The organism is Chondromyces apiculatus DSM 436, assembly GCF_000601485.1.
GTDB lineage: Bacteria > Myxococcota_A > Polyangia > Polyangiales > Polyangiaceae > Chondromyces > Chondromyces apiculatus.
The window spans coordinates 67,680-88,708 of sequence record NZ_ASRX01000066.1; the positions used below are offsets into that span (position 1 = coordinate 67,680).

Sequence of the window (21,029 nt, forward strand, 5' to 3'; positions counted from 1 at the left end):
TCAGCCGCCACCCTCCCCCGCCTTCTTCGAGATGCCGAGGGGCGCCGCCTGGGCCACCGCGTCGGAGAAGTCGATGTCGGAGGCGCGCGCGGCCTCCAGCGCGTCGGGAGTCTGCTTCGGCGGCGGCACCGATGCGGCGCGCGCCCTCGCATTGCGCTGCTCCTCGACCATGCGCAGGTAGAGCTTCGCGCTCTTGTTCTCCGGGTCGATGGCCAGCGCCTCTCGCCACTCGCCGATGGCCTGATCCGGCTGACCCAGCGAGAGCAGCGTCACCCCGAGCAGCACCCTGGCCGGCGCGTACTTCGGGTTCGCGTTGCGCGCTGCCTCGTAGCTCTCGCGCGCCAGGGCCAGGTTGCCGGTGTCCCGGTAGAGGTTGCCGAGGCGCACGTGCAGGTCGGCGAAGCTCGGGCACAGCGCCACGGCGCGCTTGAGCTCGGCGACCGCCTCGGCCCGGCACCCGGCATCCAGGTAGGCCTGCGCGACGTCCGCATGCATGTTGGCGATCTTCCCGCGCGCATACGGGTCGAGCACCCCCGGCTGACCGTCGGTGCTGCGGATGCGCGCATAGACCAGGCGCGCCGCGTCGTACTTGCCGATGTCGTTGTAGGTGACCGCCAGGTTCAGCAGCGCTTCCGTGTAGTTGGGGTTCAGCTCCACGGCGCGCTCGAAGTAGCCTTCCGCGCCCAGGAAGTCGCCCCGATCATGCAGGATCACCGCGAGCATGTTGTACACGTCCGCGTACCGGTCGTTCTGCTCCAGGACCTGCCGCAATGCGGGCTCGGCGAGGGTGTACTCACGCCGCTCGTAGTGCTCCCGCCCCAGGATCAGAAGCTGCTTGAGCCGGTCATCCATGGCGCCGTAGCTTACGCGAGCGGGCCGCAAGACCACCCTGGTTTCCTCGCCATGCTGGCCAGAGCGCCTGGCGCAGCGCGCTTGCACGCCGCCGGGAGGCCCTCGTGGGACATGGCGATCCCGAGGCTCCGCGGTTGCAGCCCGGCCTTCGCCTTGCTACCCACGTCCGGGTGCGGAACGCAGTAACCCCGCTTTCACGCGCGGTCTCCGGGGCCGCCGACGCTGAGCCCGAAGGCGCAGCGCGGGTCGATGAAGGCACGGACGACGACCTTGCGCCGCGCACACTCGGGCGGCAACAGACGCCAACCCCTCAGAACCGCCGCGTGGAGGGAGCCCCTTCAGCACCTGTCTCGCGCCCCTCGCTCACGGGCAGGTTGCTGGACGGCGCGGGTCCCTCGGCGTTCACACCGACCCCCCGCACGCCTTCGGGCAGCCTCGCCGGCCAGCCCGGGCATGCCCCCCCACCCCGCGCCTCGTCCGGGGGCCTCTCGGGGCCAGGACTCGGCCCCGACGCCTCGCCGGAGCCGAACCGCATCTCCCCGCTGACCCGCCCTCCGGCGGCGATGCACCTCTCGCCGCGGATGACCGCCATCTTCGGCGGGCTCTTCGGCCTGGCGACCGTGACCTCGGTCGTCGCGCTGCTGATCCAGGTGGTCCCCGTGCGCGACGAGCGCGCCATGGTCGCCGACCACTTGAAGGGCCTCTCGCTCCCCAGCAAGACCACCTCCACCGGGCCGGCACCCACGCCGAAGAAGCAGCGCACCCCGGTCGCAGGCCCCTGGCGCGTCAGCGAGCTCGCCAAGGACGCTGCGGTGCTCACCGTGAGCGACGTCATGGACCGCCGCTCCTTCGTCACCGCGCTGGCGGACAAGGACGTGCCGAAGGCGCAGGTCTACCGGATCCTCAAGGCCTTCGAGGGCGTGCGCAAGTTCGACAAGAGCGGCCGCAAGGACCGCTTCACCGTCGCCATGGACAGGGCCACGCGCCGCATCCGCGCCTTCGAGTACGAGGTCGCCCCGAGCGAGGTGTACCAGGCCCGCGAAGACGCGAGCGGCGTGCTCACCGGCGCGAAGCTCGACATGAAGATCGCCGAAGAGGAGGTCGTCGCGGCCTTCTACGTCGGCAAGGACCTCACCGCCTCCTACCGCGCGGGTGGCCTGGAAGACGGGGTCCTCGACATCATCGACGACGCCTTCAACGGCCGCACGTCCACCGAGAACTTCAAGGAGGGAGGCACGGTGCGCCTCATCCTCACCGAGGAGACGGCGCTCGGCCTGTTCTCGAAATACAAGAAGGTCATCGCCGTCGAGTACCGCCCCGTCGACCCCGAAGAGAAGCCGATGCGCGCCTACTGGTTCACGGGCCAGGAGGCGAAGGGCTACTTCGACGACCGCGCCAAGCAACCCCACTCGGGCGGGTGGCGCATCCCGGTCCCGGGCGCGCCGGTCACCTCTCACTTCAACCCGAAGCGCCTCCACCCCATCCTGAAGAGGCCCATGCCCCACACGGGCACGGACTTCGGCGCGCCTTCCGGGACCCCCATCTACGCAGCCTACCGTGGCGTCGTGGAGCACATCGGACCCGCAGGTCCGAGCGGCAACCTGGTCACCGTCAAGCACCCCAACGGTGTCACCACCGGCTACGCGCACATGTCGCGCTTCGTCTCCGGGATGAAGGTCGGCGATCGCGTGGGCACCCGGCAGCTCGTCGGGTACGTCGGCACCACCGGGCGCTCCACGGGTCCGCACCTGCACTTCACCGCCAAGCGTGACGGGAAGTTCTTCGATGCGATGACGCTCGACATGGATGGCGAGCAACCCATCGCCGGCGTCGACCGCGCGGCCTTCCTGGCCAACAAGGAGGCCCTCGACAAGCGGCTCGACGCCATTCCACTCCCCGAGCCCCCGGCCGAACCCCCTCCCCCCGAGCCTGCGAAGGAAGCGGCGGCGGGAACTCCCTCCCCTTCCGCGGATCCGGCGGCCGATCCACCGCCCGAGAACATCCCGACCTCGGCCCCGAACGCGGCCCCCAAGCAGGAAGGTTCAGATCCTGCCGCCAACGATCCCGCCGAGGACGCGACGGACGAGGAAGGCGGCGAGATGATCAAGGGAGCCGACCTGAAGAACCCGCCCAAGTAGGGAGCCGCGGCGTCGCCCCGACCAGGGAACCGCGACGTCACCCCGAGCAAAGAGAGCCGCGGCGTCGCCCGACCAGGAGCCCGCGGCGTCGCCCCGAGCGACGTGCGCACACCAGCGACACGCGGCGAGCACTTCCGACCAGCCCTCGCGCCATGCTGATGTGCACAAAACGACCGTAGCCGGCTGCAGGTGTGCAGTCGGCTACGATGCGCGACAGATGGGCGAAACGATCAGCGCTTCGAGTACTGGAAGCGCTTGCGGGCGCCGGGCTGACCGTACTTCTTGCGCTCCTTCTTGCGGGCGTCGCGGGTCAGGAACCCGGCGCGCTTGAGGGAGGAGCGACGCTCCGGATCGAGCGTGATCAGGGCCCGCGCGATGCCGTGACGCATCGCCTCGGCCTGGGCGCTGTGGCCACCACCAGCGACGGTGGCTTGCACGTCGTACTGGTCGTTGAGCTCGAGGAGCTCCAGCGACTGCCGCATGACCATGCGGTTGGTCTCACGGACGAAGTAGTCTTCTGCGGTGCGGGCGTTGACGGAGATCTTGCCCGTGCCCGGGACCAGAAAGACTCGCGCAACGGCGGTCTTGCGCTTCCCGGTAGCGTACGTTTTCGTGTCAGCCATGGCTTTTGCTCGGCGAGGTAGGGGCTGGAAGTTCGGTTACTTGGAGCTCTGGTCGGGCCAGGGCAAAGGCTGCGGCTGCTGCGCGGCGTGGGGGTGATCGGGGCCCGGGTAGACCTTCAGCTTGGTGAGGAGCTCCCGCCCGAGGGTGTTCTTGGGGAGCATGCCCTTCACCGCCTTGGTGATCGGGATCTCGGGCTGGCGCTCAAGAACCAGCTCGGCCGGAACGGAGCGGAACCCACCCGGCTCACCGCTGTGCCGCACGTACTGCTTCTGCTGCATCTTGCGGCCGGTCAGCATGGTCTTCTGGGCGTTGACGACAATGACGAAGTCGCCGGTGTCCACGTGGGGCGTGAACGTCGGCTTGTCCTTGCCACGAAGCACCATGGCGATCCGGGTGGCGAGACGCCCGAGGGGCTTGCCCTCGGCGTCGATCACCCACCACCGGCGCGCCGCGCGCGCTTCAGCAGGCTTGGCGGAGTAGGTCTTGGGCTCGAGATTCATCGCGCGACAACTCCAGACATCTGGGGGCAAAAGGCGCGGCGCTCCGCGCGGGGGCCCCATGAGTGACCAGAAAGCTCCGGCCAAAAGGGGGCGCCACATGTACAAGCCAGGTTCCGGCATGTCAAGACCTCGCCTTTGTACAGGGACGAGTCACTCGACCTGGATCCTGCGGCCTCCCTCGCGGGCAAACCGTCCGTGGCTCATAGCCTCGACGGCCTCCCGGCGCAGCAGGAATGTGCGTTCAGGCGCCTGAAGACCGCTCCTGCCGCCTGCTCCATCCCGGCGCACCCTTCTCTCAGTTACCGCCGCCCCCCCCCGAGCCGCCGGCGCCACCGGCTCCACCAGCCCCGCCAGCGCCTCCCGCGCCACCGCTGCCGCCCGCACCGCCGGCCCCACCCGCGCCACCGTCACCGCCAGCGCCCCCCTGGCCGCAAGAGTTCCCGGTTTCACACATCCCACCGCAACAGACGCCCGGCCCGCTGGTGCACGACATCCCATCCATCACGGGCGCATGAGAGACCATCATCCCCGTGCAGCTATCGTTCGTGCATGGATCGTTGTCGTTCGGTACGTCGTCCAGGTCCGCGACCACCACCGACTGACCCGTCCCGTTGCAAACCACCTTGATGCAGTCGGCGCTGCTCACGTCTTCCAGCGGATAATTCGCAGGCCGATCCATGTAGTTGCAGACCGAGTTCTCACAGGTCGCCGTCTCGCAAGCGTCAGGTTCGCACTGGCCAGGGTTTTCGCAGCCGATGCACTGACCCTCGTCGCAGTAGAGGCCCGCGCCCACCGCTCCGCAGGATGTGCCGTTCGGCACGGGCTCATAAACCAGCGTGCCGTTCTCGCAATGGACTTCCATGCACTCGTTGTTGTTCTCCGGTTCGTCTTCGTCGTTCGTCTGGGTAACGGGCGTGCCCGAGCTGCCACACACGACGACCTTGCAGTCGCCCGAGGTCTGCTCGTCGATCAGCTCCCCCTCCTCCGCGAACGTCGTGCGACACAGACCGTTGTCGCAAACGCGCGGCGCGCACTCCGTGCCGCCTTCGCACAATTTTTCCGGGCCGCAGATCTCGTCACCACCCCCCCCGGCCCCGCCGCTCCCCCCCGACCCGCCGGTCCCCGGGGTGAACGGATTCGCCGTCCCCTGGGTGTTCAGCGTGCAACTCACCGCCAGGCCCATGGCCGAAGCCAGAACCATCCCTGCGAGGGCGAAGCGCATAATCACGACGGTAGGCCGGTCACGTCAGGGTGACAACGAACTACGAGCGGACCGGCAAAGCTGCGACGCGACCCGCATCGTCGGTCGGCATCTCTCGAACTCCGAGAGGGCTCCTCGGTCGGCCTCCCTGGCCGCGGGGTGCTCGCGAACTGCAGGGCGCTCGCGACGCTCTTCGGTCAGCTCCTGGCTGCGGAGGCTGCACGCACAGGTGGACACTGCGCAGCGACGCCTGCTCCGGGTCGCGTTGCCTCGGGTCGCGTCGCTTCAGGGCTGGCGGAGAGGGCGGGATTCGAACCCGCGGTACGTTGCCGTACACACGATTTCCAGTCGTGCACCTTCGACCACTCGGTCACCTCTCCAGGAGCGCGGCTTGCCGCTCGCCGGGTACGCCTTCCGCCGGACCTTCGGCGCTCTCGTCGAGAGAGCCACGGATCCAGCAGCACGACGGCCGGCGATTCATGCGACAGCCAACTTCAGCGGAGAGGGCGGGATTCGAACCCGCGGTACCCTTGCGGGTACACCTGATTTCGAATCAGGCACCTTCGGCCTCTCGGTCACCTCTCCGCGGCGCAACATGGCAAAGCGTGGTCGGATGGTCAAGCACCGCGTGACCGGGACGGGAGGGCAGTGTGATAAGGCGGGGGAGTGCGTCACCTGGCTTCCTCCCGACTGGCCTCCGCCCTGGCCACGGCGCTGACCCTCGTCGGCTCCGCCAGCGCGGCAGAAGATGAGCCCATCACCCTGGAGTTCGACGGCCGCGTCGGGATGGCGGTGCGCGCGGACGACCCGCCGGATCTCGCGCCCGTCGACCGGGTGGGCCTCGATCTCGAAGCGGCCGCCTACCTCGCCCCCACGCCCTCCTTCTCACTGGGGCTCGCCTTCCAGCACCTCGGCCTCGGACGCGAGCGCAGCGCCACCAGCGACCTCGGCACCTTCGAGGTCTCGCGCGACATGAACGCCCTCTGGGCCGCGCTTCGCCTCGACTTCGGCGCCGGAGGCCGCGCAGGCATGGGCATCGAGATCGGACCGGGGCTCGCCTGGCAGAGCGTCGACCTCGTGGGCGTCACCGACCTGGCCAGAGGCTCCACGAACTTTTCGTGCTCCGGGAATGATCGCCCCGGCCTCGGCCTGCGCGCCGGGCTCTCGGGCTGGGTCACCGCCGGCAGCAGGTTCGCGCTCACTGCGGGGGCCGGCGCCGAGGTGCTGAGCCTCTCCTCCGACGTGATCGACGCCTGCGCCACGGGCGCGGGCAGCACGGTCATGCTCGGCCTCCGCTTCGGCGTCGCCTACCGCCTCGACGTCCGCCCCTTCATCTCGGGCGGCGGCAGGCGCGCCGCGCGCGGCGGTCAGGTCGTCCGATAGTTGGGCGCTTCCTCGGTGATGATCACGTCGTGCACGTGGCTCTCGCGGAGACCCTGCGACGTGATCCGCACGAAGCGCGCCTTCTCGCGCAGCTCCGCGACCGTCGCGCAGCCGCAGTAGCCCATCCCCGAGCGCAGCCCTCCCACGAGCTGGTAGAGGATCGACGTCAGCGACCCGCGGTACGGCACCCGCCCCTCGATCCCCTCGGGCACCAGCTTCTCGTCGGCGGCGCCTCCCTGCCCGTAGCGATCCTTCGATCCCTTGCGCATCGCGCCCATGGATCCCATGCCCCGGTACACCTTGTAGCTCCGCCCCTGGTAGAGCACGAGGTCCCCGGGTGACTCGTCCGTGCCGGCGAAGAGCGAGCCGATCATCACGCACGAGGCGCCCGCCGCGATCGCCTTGGTCACCTCACCCGAGTACTTGATGCCGCCGTCGGCGATCACCGGGACGCCGTGCCTGTCCGCCACGCGCGCGCAGTCACCAATCGCGGTGATCTGCGGCACGCCCACGCCGGCGACCACCCGCGTCGTGCAGATGCTCCCCGGCCCGATGCCCACCTTCACCGCGTCGGCGCCCGCGTCGATGAGCGCCTCGGTCCCCTCGGGCGTGGCCACGTTCCCGGCGATCACCTGCACCTCCGGGTGGCGGCCCTTCACGCGCCGCACCACGTCGAGCACGCCCCGCGAGTGCCCGTGCGCGGTGTCCACCACGAGCACGTCCACGCCGGCCGCGAGCAGCGCCTCGGCGCGCTCGTCGCAGTCCGCCGACGGACCGATCGCCGCACCGACCCGCAGCCGGCCGCCTGCGTCCTTGCTCGCGTCCGGGTTGAGATCGGCCTGGAGCAGGTCCTTGATGGTGATCAGGCCGATGAGCCGCCCCCCCTCCACCACGAGGAGCTTCTCGATGCGGTGCTGGTGCAGGAGCGCCTTCGCGTCCTCCTTGGAGACGCCCGGCGGCACCGTGACCAGCTCCTTCGTCATCAGCGCCTTCACGGGCTGATCGAGCTTCTGCTCGAAGCGGATGTCGCGCGCCGTCAAGATCCCCACGGGCCTCTCGCCTTCCACCACCGGCACGCCGCTGATGTCGTGCTCCCGCATGATCGCCAGCGCGCTCCGCAGCGACTCCTCCGGCCCCACCGTGACCGGCTGCATGATCATGCCGCTCTCGGCGCGCTTGACCCGCTCCACCTCGCGGGCCTGCTGCGCCGGCGACATGTTCTTGTGGAGGATGCCGATCCCGCCCGCGCGGGCCATGGCGATCGCCGTCTGACCCTCGGTCACCGTGTCCATCGCCGCGCTGAGCAGGGGGATGTTCAGCTCGATCTTGCGCGTGAGGCGGGTACGGACGTTCACCTCACCCGGCAGCACCTCGCTGTAGGCCGGGACGAGCAGGACGTCATCGAACGTCAGGCATTCGCGAAGCTTGTCGTCGAGCATGCGGCCCCTTAGCGCAGCGATGGGACCGACGCCACGGTGCCCTCATCCTCCTCCGCGGCGCGCCGCTGCTCCACCAGCGCCGCGCGCGCTTCCGGGGTCCCCGCGCGCGGGATGCGGATCTCGAAGCGGGCGCCCCCGAGCGGTGAGGCGAGGACGTCGATGGTCCCTCCGTGATCCACCACGATCTTCTTCACGATGCTCAGCCCGAGTCCCGTCCCGTCGCGCCGGGTGGTCACGTAGGGGTCGAAGATCGACTCCCGCACCGAGGGCTCGATCCCCGGCCCGTCGTCATCCACGTCGATGACGTAGCTCGATCCCTCGACCCGCGTGGAGACCTGGATGTGCCCCCAGAGCGCGCGAGCTTCCGAGGTCCCCTCCCCGTCCGTCGCCTCACGCGTCTCACGCGTCTCACGCGTCTCACGCGTCTCACGCGTCTCGCGCGGCTCGCGCGCATCACGCAGCGCCTGCGCCGCATTGCGCACCATGTTCGTCAGCGCGCGGTGGAACATCTCCCGGTCGAGCAACGCGGGCATCGGGTCGCCCGGCAGATCGAAGAGCAGGTCCACCGACCCCACCCAGTTGTCTCCCCCGGGCTCGCTCCCCTCCCCGCCCCCACCGGCGTCGAGGCGCTCGGCCTGCTCACGCAGGAAGGCGCCGAGGTCCGTCTCCTCCAGCGCCGGCCGCGGCAGCCGCGCGAAGCTCGCGAACTCGCTCACGAGGCGCCGCAGCGATCCCACCTCCTCCTCGACCACCTCCAGCGTCGTCTGCAGCACCCGCTGGTAGCCCGCGTCGCCACCCTTGTAGCGACGGTGGCACTCCTGCACCGCGAGCTGGATCGGCGTGAGCGGGTTCTTGATCTCGTGGGCGAGCCGCCGCGCCACCTTCTGCCATCCGCTCATCCGCCGCAGGAACTCCAGGCGGGTGCGGCTGCGCTGCAGCTCCTCCAGCATCCGGTCGAAGGCCCGACCGAGGTCGGCCACCTCGTCCTGCCCGGGGATCGCCGCTCGCACCGACAGATCGCCCTCCGCCACGGGCCGCATCGCCTGCGCCAGCCGCCCCAGCCGGCGCACCACCGGGCGCACGAGGAGCACCCCGGCGACCACCGCCATCAGGATGGTCAGCCCGATCAGCGCGGCGAAGGTGCGCAGGTACGTCCGGTCCAGGTACTCCTCGCGGTGCTCGCGCACGAGCTGGTGGTAGGCCTGGGCGAACGCCTGCGCGCCCTCCAGCTCCCCGAACCGCGCGGCAGGCGTGGCGAAGGTGGCCGCGAGCACCCGCACCTCGTCGGGCCGCTCCGTGCAGGCGTCCACCTCCCCTGGAGCCGCCCCCGACCGCTCCAGCGCGCGGCGCACGGTGAGGGTCTTCTCTGTCTCCGGATCCACCGCGCGACCGCGATCTCGCGCCCGTCGCAGCGCGCCGTCGCACCCCTCCACCCGCAGCGACACCAGCGCCGGGAACCTGGTGAAGGCGCCTTCCAGGGCTGGATCCAGCGCCGCGGCATCCCCTGCGAACGCTGCGCGCCGGAGCTCCTCGGTCGAGGCGATGGCCTCGGCTTCGGCGCGCATGCGCTGCTTGATGGCCGTGGCCAGGTCCGCATACACCCCGAGCGCGCGCTCCAGGTGGGCGCCGAACTCCGGCTGGTACGCCGTCGCCGAGACCCGGGTGATGACCGCCCGCGCAATGAGGATGCTGGCGACGAGAGGGATGAGCGCCGTCACCAGGATGGCGATGACGAAGCGACGCTCCGTCCTGCCGAGGATCCGCATGGCCGGCGAGGATACCGGCTCGACGCGGATCCGCAGAGGGGCTCGTCGCGGCTACTCGACGGTGACGGTCTTGGCGAGGTTGCGGGGCTGGTCGACGTCGTTGCCCTTCAGGTTGGCGACGTAATACGAGATGAGCTGCAGGGGCAGCACCGTGAGGAGGGGCAGCACCTCGTCGCGCACCTTGGGCAGCCACACCTGGAACTGCGACTTCTCCAGGATCTGCTCGTCGCCCTTGGTGGCGATGGCGATCACCTGCCCCTCGCGGGCGCGCACCTCTTCGAGGTTGGAGACGGTCTTCTCGAAGTGCGCGTCGCGCGGGCAGATCACCACGACCGGCAGGCTCTCGTCGATGAGCGCGATGGGTCCGTGCTTCATCTCGCCCGCGGCGTAGCCCTCGGCGTGGGCGTAGGAGATCTCCTTGAGCTTCAGCGCACCCTCCAGCGCGATGGGGAAGCCGAGCCCGCGCCCGAGGAACAGCACGTCCTTCGCGTGCACCATCTTCTTGGCGATGGCGTGCACGTAGTCGGCGTCGCCGAGCACGTCGCGCATCTGCCCCGGGATCTCGAGGAGCGCCTGGAGGATCTCGCGCGCCCTGTCCTCCGCCAGCGTCTCGCGGCGCCGCCCGAGGTAGACCGCGAGCATCAGGAGCGCGGCGAGCTGCGTCGTGAAGCACTTGGTCGAGGCGACGCCGATCTCGGGTCCGGCGTGGGTGTAGAGCGCGCCGTCCGAGGCGCGGGGGATCGCGCTGTCGACCACGTTGCAGAGCGCCAGCACCTTCGCGCCCTGCGCCTTCGCCGCCTTGAGCGCCGCGATGGTGTCCGCCGTCTCGCCGGACTGGCTGATCGCGATCACCAGATCGTCCGGGTAGAAGATGGGGTCGCGGTAGCGCACCTCGCTCGCGAGCTCGACCACCGTCGGCACCCGCGCGAGCTGCTCGATCCAGTACCGCCCCGCGATACCCGCGTGGTGGCTGGTGCCGCAGGCGGTGATGTACACTCGCTTGATCGCGCGTGCGGCCTCCGGGGTGACGCCGATCTCGGTCGCGTACACGTCGCCGTTCACGACGTCGATGCGCCCGCGCAGGGTCTGTTCCACGACGTCGGGCTGCTCGTGGATCTCCTTGAGCATGAAGTGCTTGTAGCCGCCGCGCTCGGCCATCACCGGGCTCCAGTCGATGCGGCGCACCTTGCGCTGCACGATCTCGCCGGAGACGGTCTCGATGCGGATGCCGTCGGCGCGCAGCTCGGCCACGTCGCCGTCCTCCAGGAAGATCATGTCGCGGGTGTGGGAGAGGAGGGCCGGGATGTCGCTGCCGCACATCGACTCGCCCTCGCAGACGCCGAGCACCAGCGGCGATCCGTAGCGCGCCACCACCACCACGCCCGGCTCGTCGCGGCTCATCACCGCGATGGCGTACGCGCCGTGCACCAGCTTGAGCGCGTTCTGGGCCGCCTTGAAGAGCGGCTTCACGCCGCGCGACAGCTCGCGGTGGATGAGGTGGGCCATCACCTCGGTGTCGGTGTCCGACGAGAACTTCACGCCCTGCCCCTCCAGCTCATGGCGGATGGCGACGTAGTTCTCGATGATGCCGTTGTGCACGAGCGCGACCGGACCCGACGAGTGGGGGTGCGCATTCACCTCGCTCGGCCGTCCGTGGGTCGCCCAGCGGGTGTGCCCGATCCCCGTGCCTCCTTCCAGGGTGCGCTTCTCCAGCGCCTCGCTGAGGCGAGCCAGCTTGCCGAGCGTCCGGACGATCTCGATGCCCTTGCCGTCGTGGATGGCGATCCCTGCCGAGTCATAGCCGCGGTACTCCAGCTTCCGGAGCCCCTCGACGATGATCGGCGCCGCGTTCTTCGATCCAACGTACCCGACGATGCCGCACATGAGCTGCCTCACCTCTTGGCGAGCGCCCCTGCCCGCCGCATCAAACGCCAAGGTTACCGCGAGAGCGCGCGGCGCAAAGCAAATCCCGGATCCACCTTCGTGACCGCCCAGAGCCGGGGACGCCACCCTTGAAAGGGAGGCGGCGTTCAGGGCGTTCACCTACCGATGCCGGAGGCGGCGACACGGTGCGCACGGCACGCTACTTCTTGCTGGAGTCGGCGATGCGCTCTTCGCTTTTCCTGGTTTCCCTGGCTCTCTTCCTCACCGTGGGTTGCGCCGACCGGGGCGCACCCGACGCAGGGACACCGCTCACCTCGGGCGCACGGGATGGCCACGGGGCGCGCGCCGGGGTGGCGCGTGCCGTACCGACCGACGCCGCCATGGCGCTGTGCAGCGCCCGCGTCGCGGGCCTCCGGGAGGAGCGCGATCAGGGCGGCGCGCCAGCCTTCGAGGCGCAACGCCTCGCCATCCTGGGGCGTGCCCGCGGCGAGCCACTGGTGCTGGTCCGCGAGCCGCGCCCCACGTCCGACGAGGCGCTCGCGGCGATCACGCCCGCGCTCCTCGCCTCGCGCCGCGCATTCGACGCAGGTCGCCCCGGGGACCGGGTGGTCAAGCTGCGCTCCCGGCACAAGGGGGACCCTGCCGCACTGCGCGCGCTCCTGCTCCGGGAGGGGTACGTGTACAGCGCCGAGCCCCGTGACGCGCTGGCCATGGTCACCTCGCTGGAGCTCACCGACCTCTTCGACGAGCCGGAAATCTGGCTCTTGCGAGGCGCGGAGCGGCACACGCTGCGCCGCACGACCGAGGGGCAAGGTCGACGCGCGGTCACCAGTTACCGGCACACCGGCGGCGCCCTCGACGGCCGCCGCGCCGACCTGCTCTTCGGCGACCGGGTGGCGCTGACGGCAGAGGCGCTCGATGCTCCGCTCCACCGCGACCTGCGCGCCCTCGCCGAGGAGGTCGGCTTCGATCGCGCCCGCGTGCTGCACCGGACGCCGCACGCGCTCCTGGTCGCGCTGCGCTTCACGCCTCCGCGCGAGGCTGCTGCAGGCGCGACGGTTGCGAGCGCACCTCAGCGAGCGACAGCGGGCACGCCAGCGGTGATCCCCGCGAGCACGACGCAGACGACGGCAGCGGCGAACGCGCCGCAAGGGACGGCACCGCAGGGAACGACGCTGCAGGCGACGGCAGCGGGCGCGCCGCTCTGGGTCGAGGCGGTCCTCGACGCAGAGGGGGCCGCCCTGAAGCTCGGGTGCATCGCCGAGAAAGCCGAGACGCGCGCCGCCGTGGCGGCCATCCAGCAGGCGTCGGCCTGGAAGCGGCGGGCCCTCGCCGAGATGCGCGGGGTGGTCGGCGATCTGGTGGCGGAGGGGCTGCGCTTCGATCGGCCCAGCGGGGAAGAGGGGCCCGATCGCGATGGACAGCTCAGGCCCGTCTGGATGGATGCCTACCTGCGCGGTCAGCAGAGCTTCCAGGTCGACGAGACGTCGTATCCAGTGTTCGACAGCGCCGGCAAGGCGTGGCCGCCCCAGGTCTGCGTGGACTTCGTGCTCGATACGTACGAGCGCGCCGCCGGGACGTGGTTCACGGGCCGCGGGGAGCGCCCCGCCCGGGTGCGCGGAAAGCTCGACTTCAACGACACGGGCATTCCCAACCGGCGCGCGGTCCTCGCGTTCGGAGAGTTCGCCGAGGAGCGGCCCGACCTCTTCGAGGTGCGGCGCTTCCAGGGCGAGGAGCGCGTCCAGTTCGGGGCGCGCGAGCAGTTCTTCCAGAACCTCGTCGACCACGCGGACGACGTGCAGCCCGGCGATGTGGTGGCCATCCACGGGTTGAAGCGGGACGACCGGATCCACCAGCACGCCATCCTGGTGGAGTGGAGCGATCCGGTGACCGGCTTCCCCGCGGGCCTCGCCGATCAGATGAAGCGCCCCCGCCGGAGGACCTGGGAAGGGATCATGGCGGAGGCGCCGAAGCGGAGCCTCTACTACCGGGTGCGTCCGCTGAGGGTGCTGCTCGGGAGGCTCGACCCCGCCGAGCCGGCGGCCACCTCCCCGCTCGCGAAGAGCCAACCCCGGTAGGTCGGAACCGGGTCTCCAGGGCGCGCGCCAGGTGAGTTTCCCCACGGCCCCGCCGCGCGAACCATGACACCAGCGCTCCAGACGCTCCGGGAGTCATTGCACGGCATGCAGTGAACCTCCTGGAGGGCTCCAGGACCCGTTGCACGACGTGCAGTGGCCACCTGAAGCCCTTCAGGGACCCGTTGCACGACGTGCAGTGACCACCTGAAGCCCTCCAGGACCCGTTGCACGGCGTGCAGCGGCCACCTGAGCGGCTTCCAGGACCCGTTGCACGACGTGTGACGACCTCTTGAAGCCCTTCAGAGACCCATTGCACGACGTGCAGTGGCCACCTGAGAGGCTCCAGAGGCCGTTGCACGACGTGCATGACCCGCCGCACGGACCGTGGGCCGTTGCCTGGCGGCGCACGCAGGTGTCATGCCAGTGGGGACACGCGCGCGCCTTCCGTTGCGCACATGGTGCGCTCCTCGCTGGACCGTTCAGCGTGCCCGTCATCGAGGAGCGACATGCGTCCGCACGTCCTCCACGAAATGCCGCAGTCCTGCCGTGCGCGGTGGGGCTCATCCCGCTGGTCCCTCCTGCCGACGGCGTGCTACCGCGCCCTGGTATGGGCCAGACCGGCGTGTTCGCGAAGCGGACGTTCATCGAGGAGACCGAGCAGGTCACCGGCGGTGCGGTCACCTGGCAGGAGCCCCTCGAGGTGAAGCTGGGGAAGGCGCAAATCGATGGGTTGCTCCTCGTCCACCGCACGGACCTCCTCACCCACCTGCCAGCGCCGTGGCCCGAGGCGCGGATGCACGAGGAGATCATGACGGAGCTGAAGCTGCCCGGGGACGCGGTGGACCGACGGGCCGTGGAGCGGGCGCTCCTGCGGCGACAGGCGCGGCAGGTCCAGCGGCTGGAGCAGGAGGACCCGTCCTGGGTGGGGCACGAGCCGCTCTGGCTGATCGCGCCGGACGTGCCGGGGTGGCTGGGGCGCGCGTACGGGTCGGTGCGCATCGCGCCGGGCTGCTACCGGCTGGAGCCGCTGGGCGCGTGCGTGCTGTGGATCGCGGCCAACGAGCTGCCGCTCCTCGACGAGCTGACGCCGTTCCTCATGGCGCGCTCCGGAGAGGCGCTCGATGCCTTCGGCAGGTGGGTGGCTCCGCGGAGGCCGAGGACGTGGCTCCGCGCCATGCTGAAGCACCTGCCGCTGTCGACCGCCACGCGCGAGGCGCTGCGGCTCACGCTGGCGAGCACCGACGAGGGACCGGAGAGCGGCATGCTCATGCGGTAACGCCCCGCCTCGGCTTCAGGCGACTTCGAGCCAGCGCCGCGCCAGGGTCATGGTTCGCCCGTTCTCGGGCACGCCCTCCAGGAACTGGCGCTGCCAGCTCTCCTCGGCGATGAGGGCGGCGCGCCCGAGCAGGCGCTCGCGGGCAGCGTGGATCGCGGCGCGGGCTTCGCTGTCCTTGCCGCACGCCTTGAGCGCCTCGGCGTACACGAGGCGCACGAGCGCGTCGCCGTCCTCGATCTCTCCGAGCTGCACGAGGGTGTTCATGGCCTCGGTCGCGGGGCCGAGCGCGTCGCCAGGGCGCGCCTGCCAGAGGCGGGTCTGAGCGAGCACGGCGAGCGCAGAGCAGCGCGCGGGCAAGGCCTGGTCGCAGACCTCCACCGCGTGCGCCGCTTCTCGCTCGGCCTCGGCGAGCTCTCCCTGGCGGAGCAGCACGAGCGCCAGGGTGTAGCGCGCGCTCACCTCGGTCCACACGTGTCCGCGGGCGATGCCGGCCTCGATGGCCTCCTCTTCCAGGACGCGCGCCTCGGAGAGCGCCCCCTGGTGCAGGAGCGCGATGCCGAGGTTGTGCTTGATCCAGGTGATGAGCTGGTAGAGGCCCATCCGCTCGCACTCGGGGAGCGCGGCGCGCAGCTCGGCCTCGGCCTCGGGGTAGCTGCCGAGGCAGAGCCTGGCGATGGCGTGGTTCACCCGGGTGGTGATCGCGTTCCTGGTGTCGCCGGCCCTCTCGAACTGCGCGGCGCTGTTGGCGAAGGCGGCGGCGCTGGCGGCGACGTCGCCAGCGAAGAGGGCCTGGAGGCCCACGACGGCGGCGAGGTGGCCCGCGATCTGCGGCTCGGCGTGCGCCTCGCGGGGAGTGTGGTCGAGGACCTCGATGAGGGGCGCGGCCGCGTCGGCGAGGCCGGCGCGCAGGAGGATCTGCGCGACGCGCGCCAGGACCGCGACGTCGGCGGCTTCGGGCGCGGCGGTCACCACGCGGCGGAGGTCCTCGGCGATGGTGCGCAGCTCCTCGCGGGCGCCGCGGCTCAGCGCCGATGACGCCGCTTCGGCCGCAGCGCTGAGCCAGCCCGCGCTGCCCCGCGGCAGGAGCTGGCGGGCCTCTTCGCCGCAACGGCCTCCCTCGCTGACGTCGCCGCGCCAGTGGTGGGCCTCGGCCTGGAGCCTCCGCGCCGCGCCCCGCAGCTCCTTGCTCGCGCCGCACGCGACGGAGCGCTCGGCGCGGGCGATGGCGGCATCGAGGTCGTTGGCCTGCATGGCCTGCTCCGCGGCTTCGAGGAAGAAGGTGGCCGCGCGCGCGGGCTCCTCGCCGCGCTCGAAGTGCTCGGCGAGCGCCATGGCGTCGTGCGCGTCGACGGACTCGAGCCACTCGCCGGCGAGCCGGTGACCGGTGCTGCGGTCACGGTCGGTGAGCATCTGGTAGGCGGCCTCGCGCACCAGGGCGTGGCGGAAGCGGTACTCCTCCTCGCCAGGGAACGCGCTGGAGGCCTGGGGCGCGATGAGCTCGCGGTCGCTGAGCGAGGCGAGCCAGCCATCGACGCCGGCGGCGGCGCCGCGCCCGCCGAGGAGCGCGCGGACGCCTCCCTTCCAGAAGACCTGGCCGAAGAGGCTCGCGGCGCGCATCACCCGGCGGGCCTCGGAGGGCAGCTCCGCGAGGCGCGCCTGCACCATGGCCAGCACGGTCGCGGGCAGCTCCCCCGCGCGGCCCTCGGCGACGGCGCGGATCATCTCCTCCAGGTAGAAGGCGTTGCCGGCGGCCTGGTTGACGAGCCGCTCGACGAGATCCTCGGGGATCTCGTCGCCGAGGGCGAGGCGGACGAGGCGCACGCTGGAGCGGCGCGACAGTTCGTCGAGGCGGATTTCCTGGGCGGCGAGGTCGGCGACGAGCCGGGGGAAGAGCGCATGCACCTCGGGGCGCGAGAGGCCGAGCACGAAGAGCGGCCTTTCGCGGGCGAGGCGCAGCGCGGCGGCGACGAGCTGGATGGAGGGCAGGTCGCCCCAGTGCAGGTCTTCGAGCACCAGGACCACGGGATGGGCGGCGCTCTCGGCGGCGAGGAACTCCTCGAAGGCGCGGCGGGTGTGGTCGGCGCGGAGCATGGCGTCGCGGCGCACGGCGGCGAGGTGGGGGCGGCCCTCCTCCGAGAAGGGGGTGCCGGAAATCTCGCCGAGCATCTCGGCGATGCGCGCGGCGTCTTCGCCCGAGAAGGTGCGGCCGACACGGGAGCGGATGCGCTGGCAGCGCACGGCGAGGGGCTCACCGCCGCGAAGGCCCGCGGCACGCTGGATGAGCTGGGCGACCATGCCGAGGGGCGAACCGGCGCTCATCGGGTCACCGCGGGCGATCCAGACTTCGGGTGTGCCGGGCGTGCCGGGGGTGCTAGGGGTGCCGGGGGTGACCGGGGAGCCGGATGCGCCCGCCGTGCTCGCCACGCCTGCGGTCCCCGCTGCGCCCGCGGTCCGGCTCAGAGGAAGGGTGGTGGTCGACAAGGGTGGGCCGTCGTCGGGGCGGATCTCGCGGAGCAGCTCCTGGCCGAGGCGGGACTTGCCGACGCCGACGTCGGCCGTGATCAGCACGGCGCGCGCGCGCGGCTCGCTGACGCACTCTTCGTAGAACCCACGGAGCACGGAGAGGTCGCGCTCGCGGCCGACGCACGGGAGGGTCTTGCCGAGCAGGGTGCGGCCCACCTCCAGCTCGGTCTCGCGCATGCCGCGGAGGATGAGGCCCGCGGCGTCGGTGCCCACGTCGAACCGGGCGTCGAGCAGGCCCGCGGTGACGTCGTCGAGGCGGACGGCGCTCAGGGTGATCGACGGCGAGCGGCTGGAGGCGCCGCGCTCGTGGGCGCGGAGGAGGCTGACGGCGCGATCGATGGCCTCGCCGACGGGCACGGCGCCCTCGAGCACGCCTCGTCCGGTGGCCACGGCGACGGGTGCGGTGGGCAGGGCCTCCCGCATCGCCAGGGCGCACCGCGCGGCGCGCGTGGCCTGATCGGTGGCGCTCCCCTCGCCGGACAGCGTGGCCACCGCGCCCCGGTCGGCGACGCGCTCCAGGCGCGCGCCGAAGGGCTCGACGGCCGTGACCAGGCGCTCGAAGGGCGCGTTCACCTCGAGTTCGGTGAGGGTGCGCTGGTCGGCGCGCTCGGTGGCCGAGCCCTCGGCGCCCACCACGATCACGCTGACGAAGCGCTGCTCGCCCGCGGTGAGCGCGGGGTGGATGGTCCAGCGCGAGCGCTGCGAGGGCGTTCCCTCGCCCGCCTCCTCCAGCGCCGCTGCGACCGCAGCGCCGTCGTCGGGGCGGTCGGTCGGATCCTTGGAGAGCATGCGGGAGACGAGGTCGTCGAGCGCGAGGGGGACGTCGTCTCGGAACTGGCTCGGGCGCGGGGGCTCCTCGATGAGGACCTTCACGAGGATGGCCATCACGTGCTCGCCGGCGAAGGGGCGGCGGCCAGTGAGGCACTCGAAGAGCACGCAGCCGAGGCCATAGACGTCCGCGCGGGCGTCGACCTCGCGGAAGCCGCGGGCCTGCTCGGGCGCCATGTAGCCCAGGGTGCCCACCAGGCCGCCGCCGCCGGTGACCGAGATCATGGTGTGGGCGACGTGCGCCACCCCGAAGTCGAGGATCCGCACCCGGGCGACGTTCCCCTCGACGAGGAAGAGGTTCCCCGGCTTGATGTCGCGGTGCACCACGCCGCGGGCGTGCGCGTCGGCGAGCGCGTCGGCGACCTGGCGGCCGAGGACGATGGCCTCCGTGACGGTGAGCTTGCCCCGGCTGAGCCTGCGCTCGAGATCCTCGCCGTCGAGCCACTCCATCGCCAGGAACGGGAGCCCGTCCTCGGTGAGGCCGTGCGCGACGTAGCGGACGATGCCCGGGTGCCGGAGCTCGGCGAGCACCTGGGCCTCGCGGGCGAAGCGCGCCGCGTGCTCCCGCGGGCCTGGTTGCAGGATCTTCAGGGCCACCAGGCGGCCGCTGTACCGCTCACGGGCCCGGTAGACGGCCCCCATGCCACCGGCACCCGCGAGCTGTTCGAGCTCGAAGCGATCGGCGATGACGTCCCCGGGGCGCACGGCCGGCAGTATTGCAGAGGACGCGGCTCCTCTAACAGAGCCACGGGCTCCGAGGCACATTTCAGCGGCTCATCGCGCCTCGAAGCGTGGCGCCAGTTGGCGTGGCCAGCAGGCAGGGCAGTCGCTACGTTGACGCCCCCATGGCTGCCGCCGGCCCCAGACCGATCCCTCCCGAGGCCTGGCCCAGGGCTCACCGCATCGCCCAGGGCTTCCTCCGCCCTCTCGGGCGCTTTCTCCACGTGCAGGCGGCGAGCGGGGTCGTGTTGCTCGTCGCCTCCGTCCTCGCGCTCGCCTGGGCCAACTCGCCCTGGGCGGCGTCCTACGAGCACCTGTGGCACACGCCGATCATCGTGGGCGTCGGCAGCTTCGTGCTCCGCGAGCCGCTGCACTTCTGGATCAACGACGCGCTGATGACGGTGTTCTTCTTCGTGGTCGGCCTGGAGATCAGGCGCGAGATCCACGAGGGTGAGCTCGCAGATCTGAGGCGCGCCACGCTGCCCATCGCGGCAGCGCTGGGCGGGATGCTCGCGCCGGCGCTGATCTACATGTCCCTGAACCGGGAGCCGCCAGGGCACCGGGGCTGGGGGGTGCCCACGGCGACGGACATCGCCTTCGCGGTCGGCGTGCTGACACTGCTCGGCAAGCGGGTCCCGTCGGCGCTCCGGGTGCTGCTCCTGGCGCTGGCGATCATCGACGACATCGGGGCGATCGTGGTGATCGCCGTGTTCTACACGTCGGGCGTGGCGGTCGAGGGGCTCGTGGTGGCCGCCGGGGGCATCCTGTCGGTGCTGGCGATGCAACGGTTCGGGGTGCGGAAGCCGCTGCTCTACGTGGCTCCCGGGGCGGTGATCTGGTGGGGCATGCTCCGCTCGGGCGTGCACCCGACGCTGGCGGGGGTGGTGCTGGGGCTGCTGACGCCGGCGCGTCCGTGGTTCGGGCAGGAGGGGTTCCTGTCGGCCGCGAAGGAGAGCGTGGCGGCGTTCGAGCAGTTCGCAGAGGACAAGCGGCGGGACGTCCATGAACTGCTCGAACCGCTGATGCGCCTCGGGGAAGCCCGAGGCGAGGCGCTGGCGCCGGTGGTGCGGCTCCAGGCCTGGCTTCACCCCTACGTGGCGTTCGGGGTGATGCCGCTGTTCGCGCTCGCGAACGCCGGCGTCGACGTGCGCGGGGTGACGCTCGACGCGCCGGGGCTATCGCGGGTGATGCTGGGGGTGATCGTGGGGCTCACCGTGGGCAAGCCGATCGGGATCGTGACCGCGAGCTGGCTGTCGGTGACGCTCGGCATCGCTTCGCTGCCGCGCGGCGTGAAGTACAGCGGCGTGTTCGTGGTGGGGTGCGTGGCGGGAATCGGCTTCACGATGGCGATCTTCGTCGCCGGGCTCGCGTTCAACACGCCGGAGATGCTGGGCGCCGCCAAGCTGGCGGTGCTGCTCGCCTCGTCGATCGCCGCAGGGATCGGGATGCTCGCGGCGCGGCTGATCCTGCCGGCGCAACCCGCCCTCGACGTGGCGAGCACCACGCCGGACGAGGCCGAGAAGTCGAACGAGTACTGAGCACCGAGAGGGTCGGTGACGGCAGTCCCCCCGGAGAAGGGTGGGGAAGGGTTCGGAGTACGTGGTACTCCGTCCTTCGAGATCACCCCGGAGTTCTGAGGCGACGTGCTGTGAGGAGAGTCAGAGGCGGGTGAGCCCCGGAAGTGCCGGGGCTGCGAGGACCCCGGTGCGGGGTGCGGCGTGCTCAGTAGCGGTCGCGATCACGGTCGCGATCACGTCCACCACCGCCACCGCCACGGCCACCGCCACCGCCACGGCCGCCGCCGCCACGGCCGCCGC

Annotated in this window: 14 protein-coding genes and 2 tRNA genes; 5 read left to right on the top strand and 11 right to left on the bottom strand. The window is 71.4% G+C overall.

Translation table 11 applies throughout. From position 1 onward, the window contains the following. Together CAP_RS32980 and CAP_RS54290 are read right to left on the bottom strand one after the other, a co-directional pair. Complete coding sequence (locus tag CAP_RS32980) at positions 1-852, bottom strand: tetratricopeptide repeat protein (RefSeq protein ID WP_044248120.1); 852 nt, start codon at positions 850-852, stop codon at positions 1-3. Positions 853-1,162: 310 nt separating this feature from the next. Next, positions 1,163-1,444 carry a hypothetical protein gene (locus CAP_RS54290; RefSeq protein WP_052376457.1) on the bottom strand — a complete coding sequence of 94 codons (282 nt, stop codon included), beginning with the start codon at positions 1,442-1,444 and terminating at the stop codon, positions 1,163-1,165. Here CAP_RS54290 and CAP_RS32985 point away from each other — a divergent pair. Next, positions 1,434-2,990: a M23 family metallopeptidase gene (locus tag CAP_RS32985; RefSeq protein WP_231511826.1), complete on the top strand. Its 1,557-nt coding sequence runs from the start codon at positions 1,434-1,436 to the stop codon at positions 2,988-2,990. The genes CAP_RS54290 and CAP_RS32985 overlap by 11 nt on opposite strands. A 230-nt stretch (positions 2,991-3,220) precedes the next feature. Here the strand turns inward: CAP_RS32985 and rpsI are convergent, their stop codons facing one another. The 5 genes from rpsI to CAP_RS33010 all read right to left on the bottom strand — a co-directional run bounded on the left by rpsI (position 3,221) and on the right by CAP_RS33010 (position 5,900). Continuing rightward, on the bottom strand, positions 3,221-3,613 hold the full coding sequence (gene rpsI, locus CAP_RS32990) for a 30S ribosomal protein S9 (protein ID WP_044248122.1): 393 nt from the start codon (positions 3,611-3,613) through the stop codon (positions 3,221-3,223). Positions 3,614-3,649: 36 nt separating this feature from the next. Next, complete coding sequence (gene rplM, locus CAP_RS32995; protein ID WP_044248123.1) at positions 3,650-4,114, bottom strand: 50S ribosomal protein L13; 465 nt, start codon at positions 4,112-4,114, stop codon at positions 3,650-3,652. A gap of 295 nt (positions 4,115-4,409) precedes the next feature. Next, entirely contained in the window at positions 4,410-5,315 is a 906-nt protein-coding gene (locus tag CAP_RS51255) for a hypothetical protein (RefSeq protein ID WP_231511827.1), read from the bottom strand. A 292-nt stretch (positions 5,316-5,607) separates the two neighbouring features. Beyond that, a tRNA-Ser gene (locus tag CAP_RS33005) sits at positions 5,608-5,695 on the bottom strand. A 118-nt stretch (positions 5,696-5,813) separates the two neighbouring features. Next, a tRNA-Ser gene (locus CAP_RS33010) sits at positions 5,814-5,900 on the bottom strand. Positions 5,901-5,981: 81 nt separating this feature from the next. On the opposite strand from CAP_RS33010, the gene CAP_RS33015 reads away from it, so the two are divergent. Further along, a complete protein-coding gene (locus CAP_RS33015) occupies positions 5,982-6,698 on the top strand; it encodes a hypothetical protein (protein WP_044248127.1) in 717 nt (238 codons plus the stop codon). Here the strand turns inward: CAP_RS33015 and guaB are convergent. The 3 genes from guaB to glmS are packed head-to-tail and all read right to left on the bottom strand — an operon-like array spanning position 6,683 to position 11,787. Continuing rightward, on the bottom strand, positions 6,683-8,137 hold the full coding sequence (gene guaB / locus CAP_RS33020) for an IMP dehydrogenase (RefSeq protein ID WP_044248128.1): 1,455 nt from the start codon (positions 8,135-8,137) through the stop codon (positions 6,683-6,685). The two genes, CAP_RS33015 and guaB, sit on opposite strands and share 16 nt — an antisense overlap. An 8-nt stretch (positions 8,138-8,145) precedes the next feature. After that, positions 8,146-9,903 (bottom strand): sensor histidine kinase, encoded by a 1,758-nt coding sequence (locus CAP_RS33025; RefSeq protein WP_052376459.1) that lies wholly within the window; start codon positions 9,901-9,903, stop codon positions 8,146-8,148. A 51-nt stretch (positions 9,904-9,954) separates the two neighbouring features. Beyond that, complete coding sequence (glmS, locus tag CAP_RS33030) at positions 9,955-11,787, bottom strand: glutamine--fructose-6-phosphate transaminase (isomerizing) (RefSeq protein WP_044248130.1); 1,833 nt, start codon at positions 11,785-11,787, stop codon at positions 9,955-9,957. A 221-nt stretch (positions 11,788-12,008) separates the two neighbouring features. Between glmS and CAP_RS33035 the strand changes: the two genes are divergently transcribed. Beyond that, complete coding sequence (locus tag CAP_RS33035) at positions 12,009-13,865, top strand: hypothetical protein (protein ID WP_044248132.1); 1,857 nt, start codon at positions 12,009-12,011, stop codon at positions 13,863-13,865. Positions 13,866-14,472: 607 nt separating this feature from the next. Beyond that, the gene (locus tag CAP_RS33040) at positions 14,473-15,141 is read left to right on the top strand and encodes a hypothetical protein (protein WP_052376460.1); all 669 of its coding nucleotides are present in this window, start codon (positions 14,473-14,475) and stop codon (positions 15,139-15,141) included. 15 nt (positions 15,142-15,156) lie between these two features. Here the strand turns inward: CAP_RS33040 and CAP_RS33045 are convergent, their stop codons facing one another. After that, the gene (locus CAP_RS33045; RefSeq protein WP_044248134.1) at positions 15,157-19,197 is read right to left on the bottom strand and encodes a serine/threonine-protein kinase; all 4,041 of its coding nucleotides are present in this window, start codon (positions 19,195-19,197) and stop codon (positions 15,157-15,159) included. A 140-nt stretch (positions 19,198-19,337) separates the two neighbouring features. On the opposite strand from CAP_RS33045, the gene nhaA reads away from it, so the two are divergent. Further along, positions 19,338-20,750 carry a Na+/H+ antiporter NhaA gene (gene nhaA, locus CAP_RS33050; protein WP_044248136.1) on the top strand — a complete coding sequence of 471 codons (1,413 nt, stop codon included), beginning with the start codon at positions 19,338-19,340 and terminating at the stop codon, positions 20,748-20,750. Positions 20,751-21,029: the final 279 nt, after the last annotated feature.

Excerpts from the sequence above, each read along its gene's own strand:
- CAP_RS32980 (WP_044248120.1), bottom strand. The coding sequence starts at position 852 with ATGGATGACCGGCTCAAGCAGCTTCTGATCCTGGGGCGGGAGCACTAC.
- CAP_RS32985 (WP_231511826.1), top strand. The coding sequence starts at position 1,434 with ATGACCGCCATCTTCGGCGGGCTCTTCGGCCTGGCGACCGTGACCTCG.
- CAP_RS54290 (WP_052376457.1), bottom strand. The coding sequence starts at position 1,444 with ATGGCGGTCATCCGCGGCGAGAGGTGCATCGCCGCCGGAGGGCGGGTC.
- rpsI (WP_044248122.1), bottom strand. The coding sequence starts at position 3,613 with ATGGCTGACACGAAAACGTACGCTACCGGGAAGCGCAAGACCGCCGTT.
- rplM (WP_044248123.1), bottom strand. The coding sequence starts at position 4,114 with ATGAATCTCGAGCCCAAGACCTACTCCGCCAAGCCTGCTGAAGCGCGC.
- CAP_RS51255 (WP_231511827.1), bottom strand. The coding sequence starts at position 5,315 with ATGGTTCTGGCTTCGGCCATGGGCCTGGCGGTGAGTTGCACGCTGAAC.
- guaB (WP_044248128.1), bottom strand. The coding sequence starts at position 8,137 with ATGCTCGACGACAAGCTTCGCGAATGCCTGACGTTCGATGACGTCCTG.
- CAP_RS33025 (WP_052376459.1), bottom strand. The coding sequence starts at position 9,903 with ATGCGGATCCTCGGCAGGACGGAGCGTCGCTTCGTCATCGCCATCCTG.
- glmS (WP_044248130.1), bottom strand. The coding sequence starts at position 11,787 with ATGTGCGGCATCGTCGGGTACGTTGGATCGAAGAACGCGGCGCCGATC.
- CAP_RS33035 (WP_044248132.1), top strand. The coding sequence starts at position 12,009 with ATGCGCTCTTCGCTTTTCCTGGTTTCCCTGGCTCTCTTCCTCACCGTG.
- CAP_RS33040 (WP_052376460.1), top strand. The coding sequence starts at position 14,473 with ATGGGCCAGACCGGCGTGTTCGCGAAGCGGACGTTCATCGAGGAGACC.
- nhaA (WP_044248136.1), top strand. The coding sequence starts at position 19,338 with ATGGCTGCCGCCGGCCCCAGACCGATCCCTCCCGAGGCCTGGCCCAGG.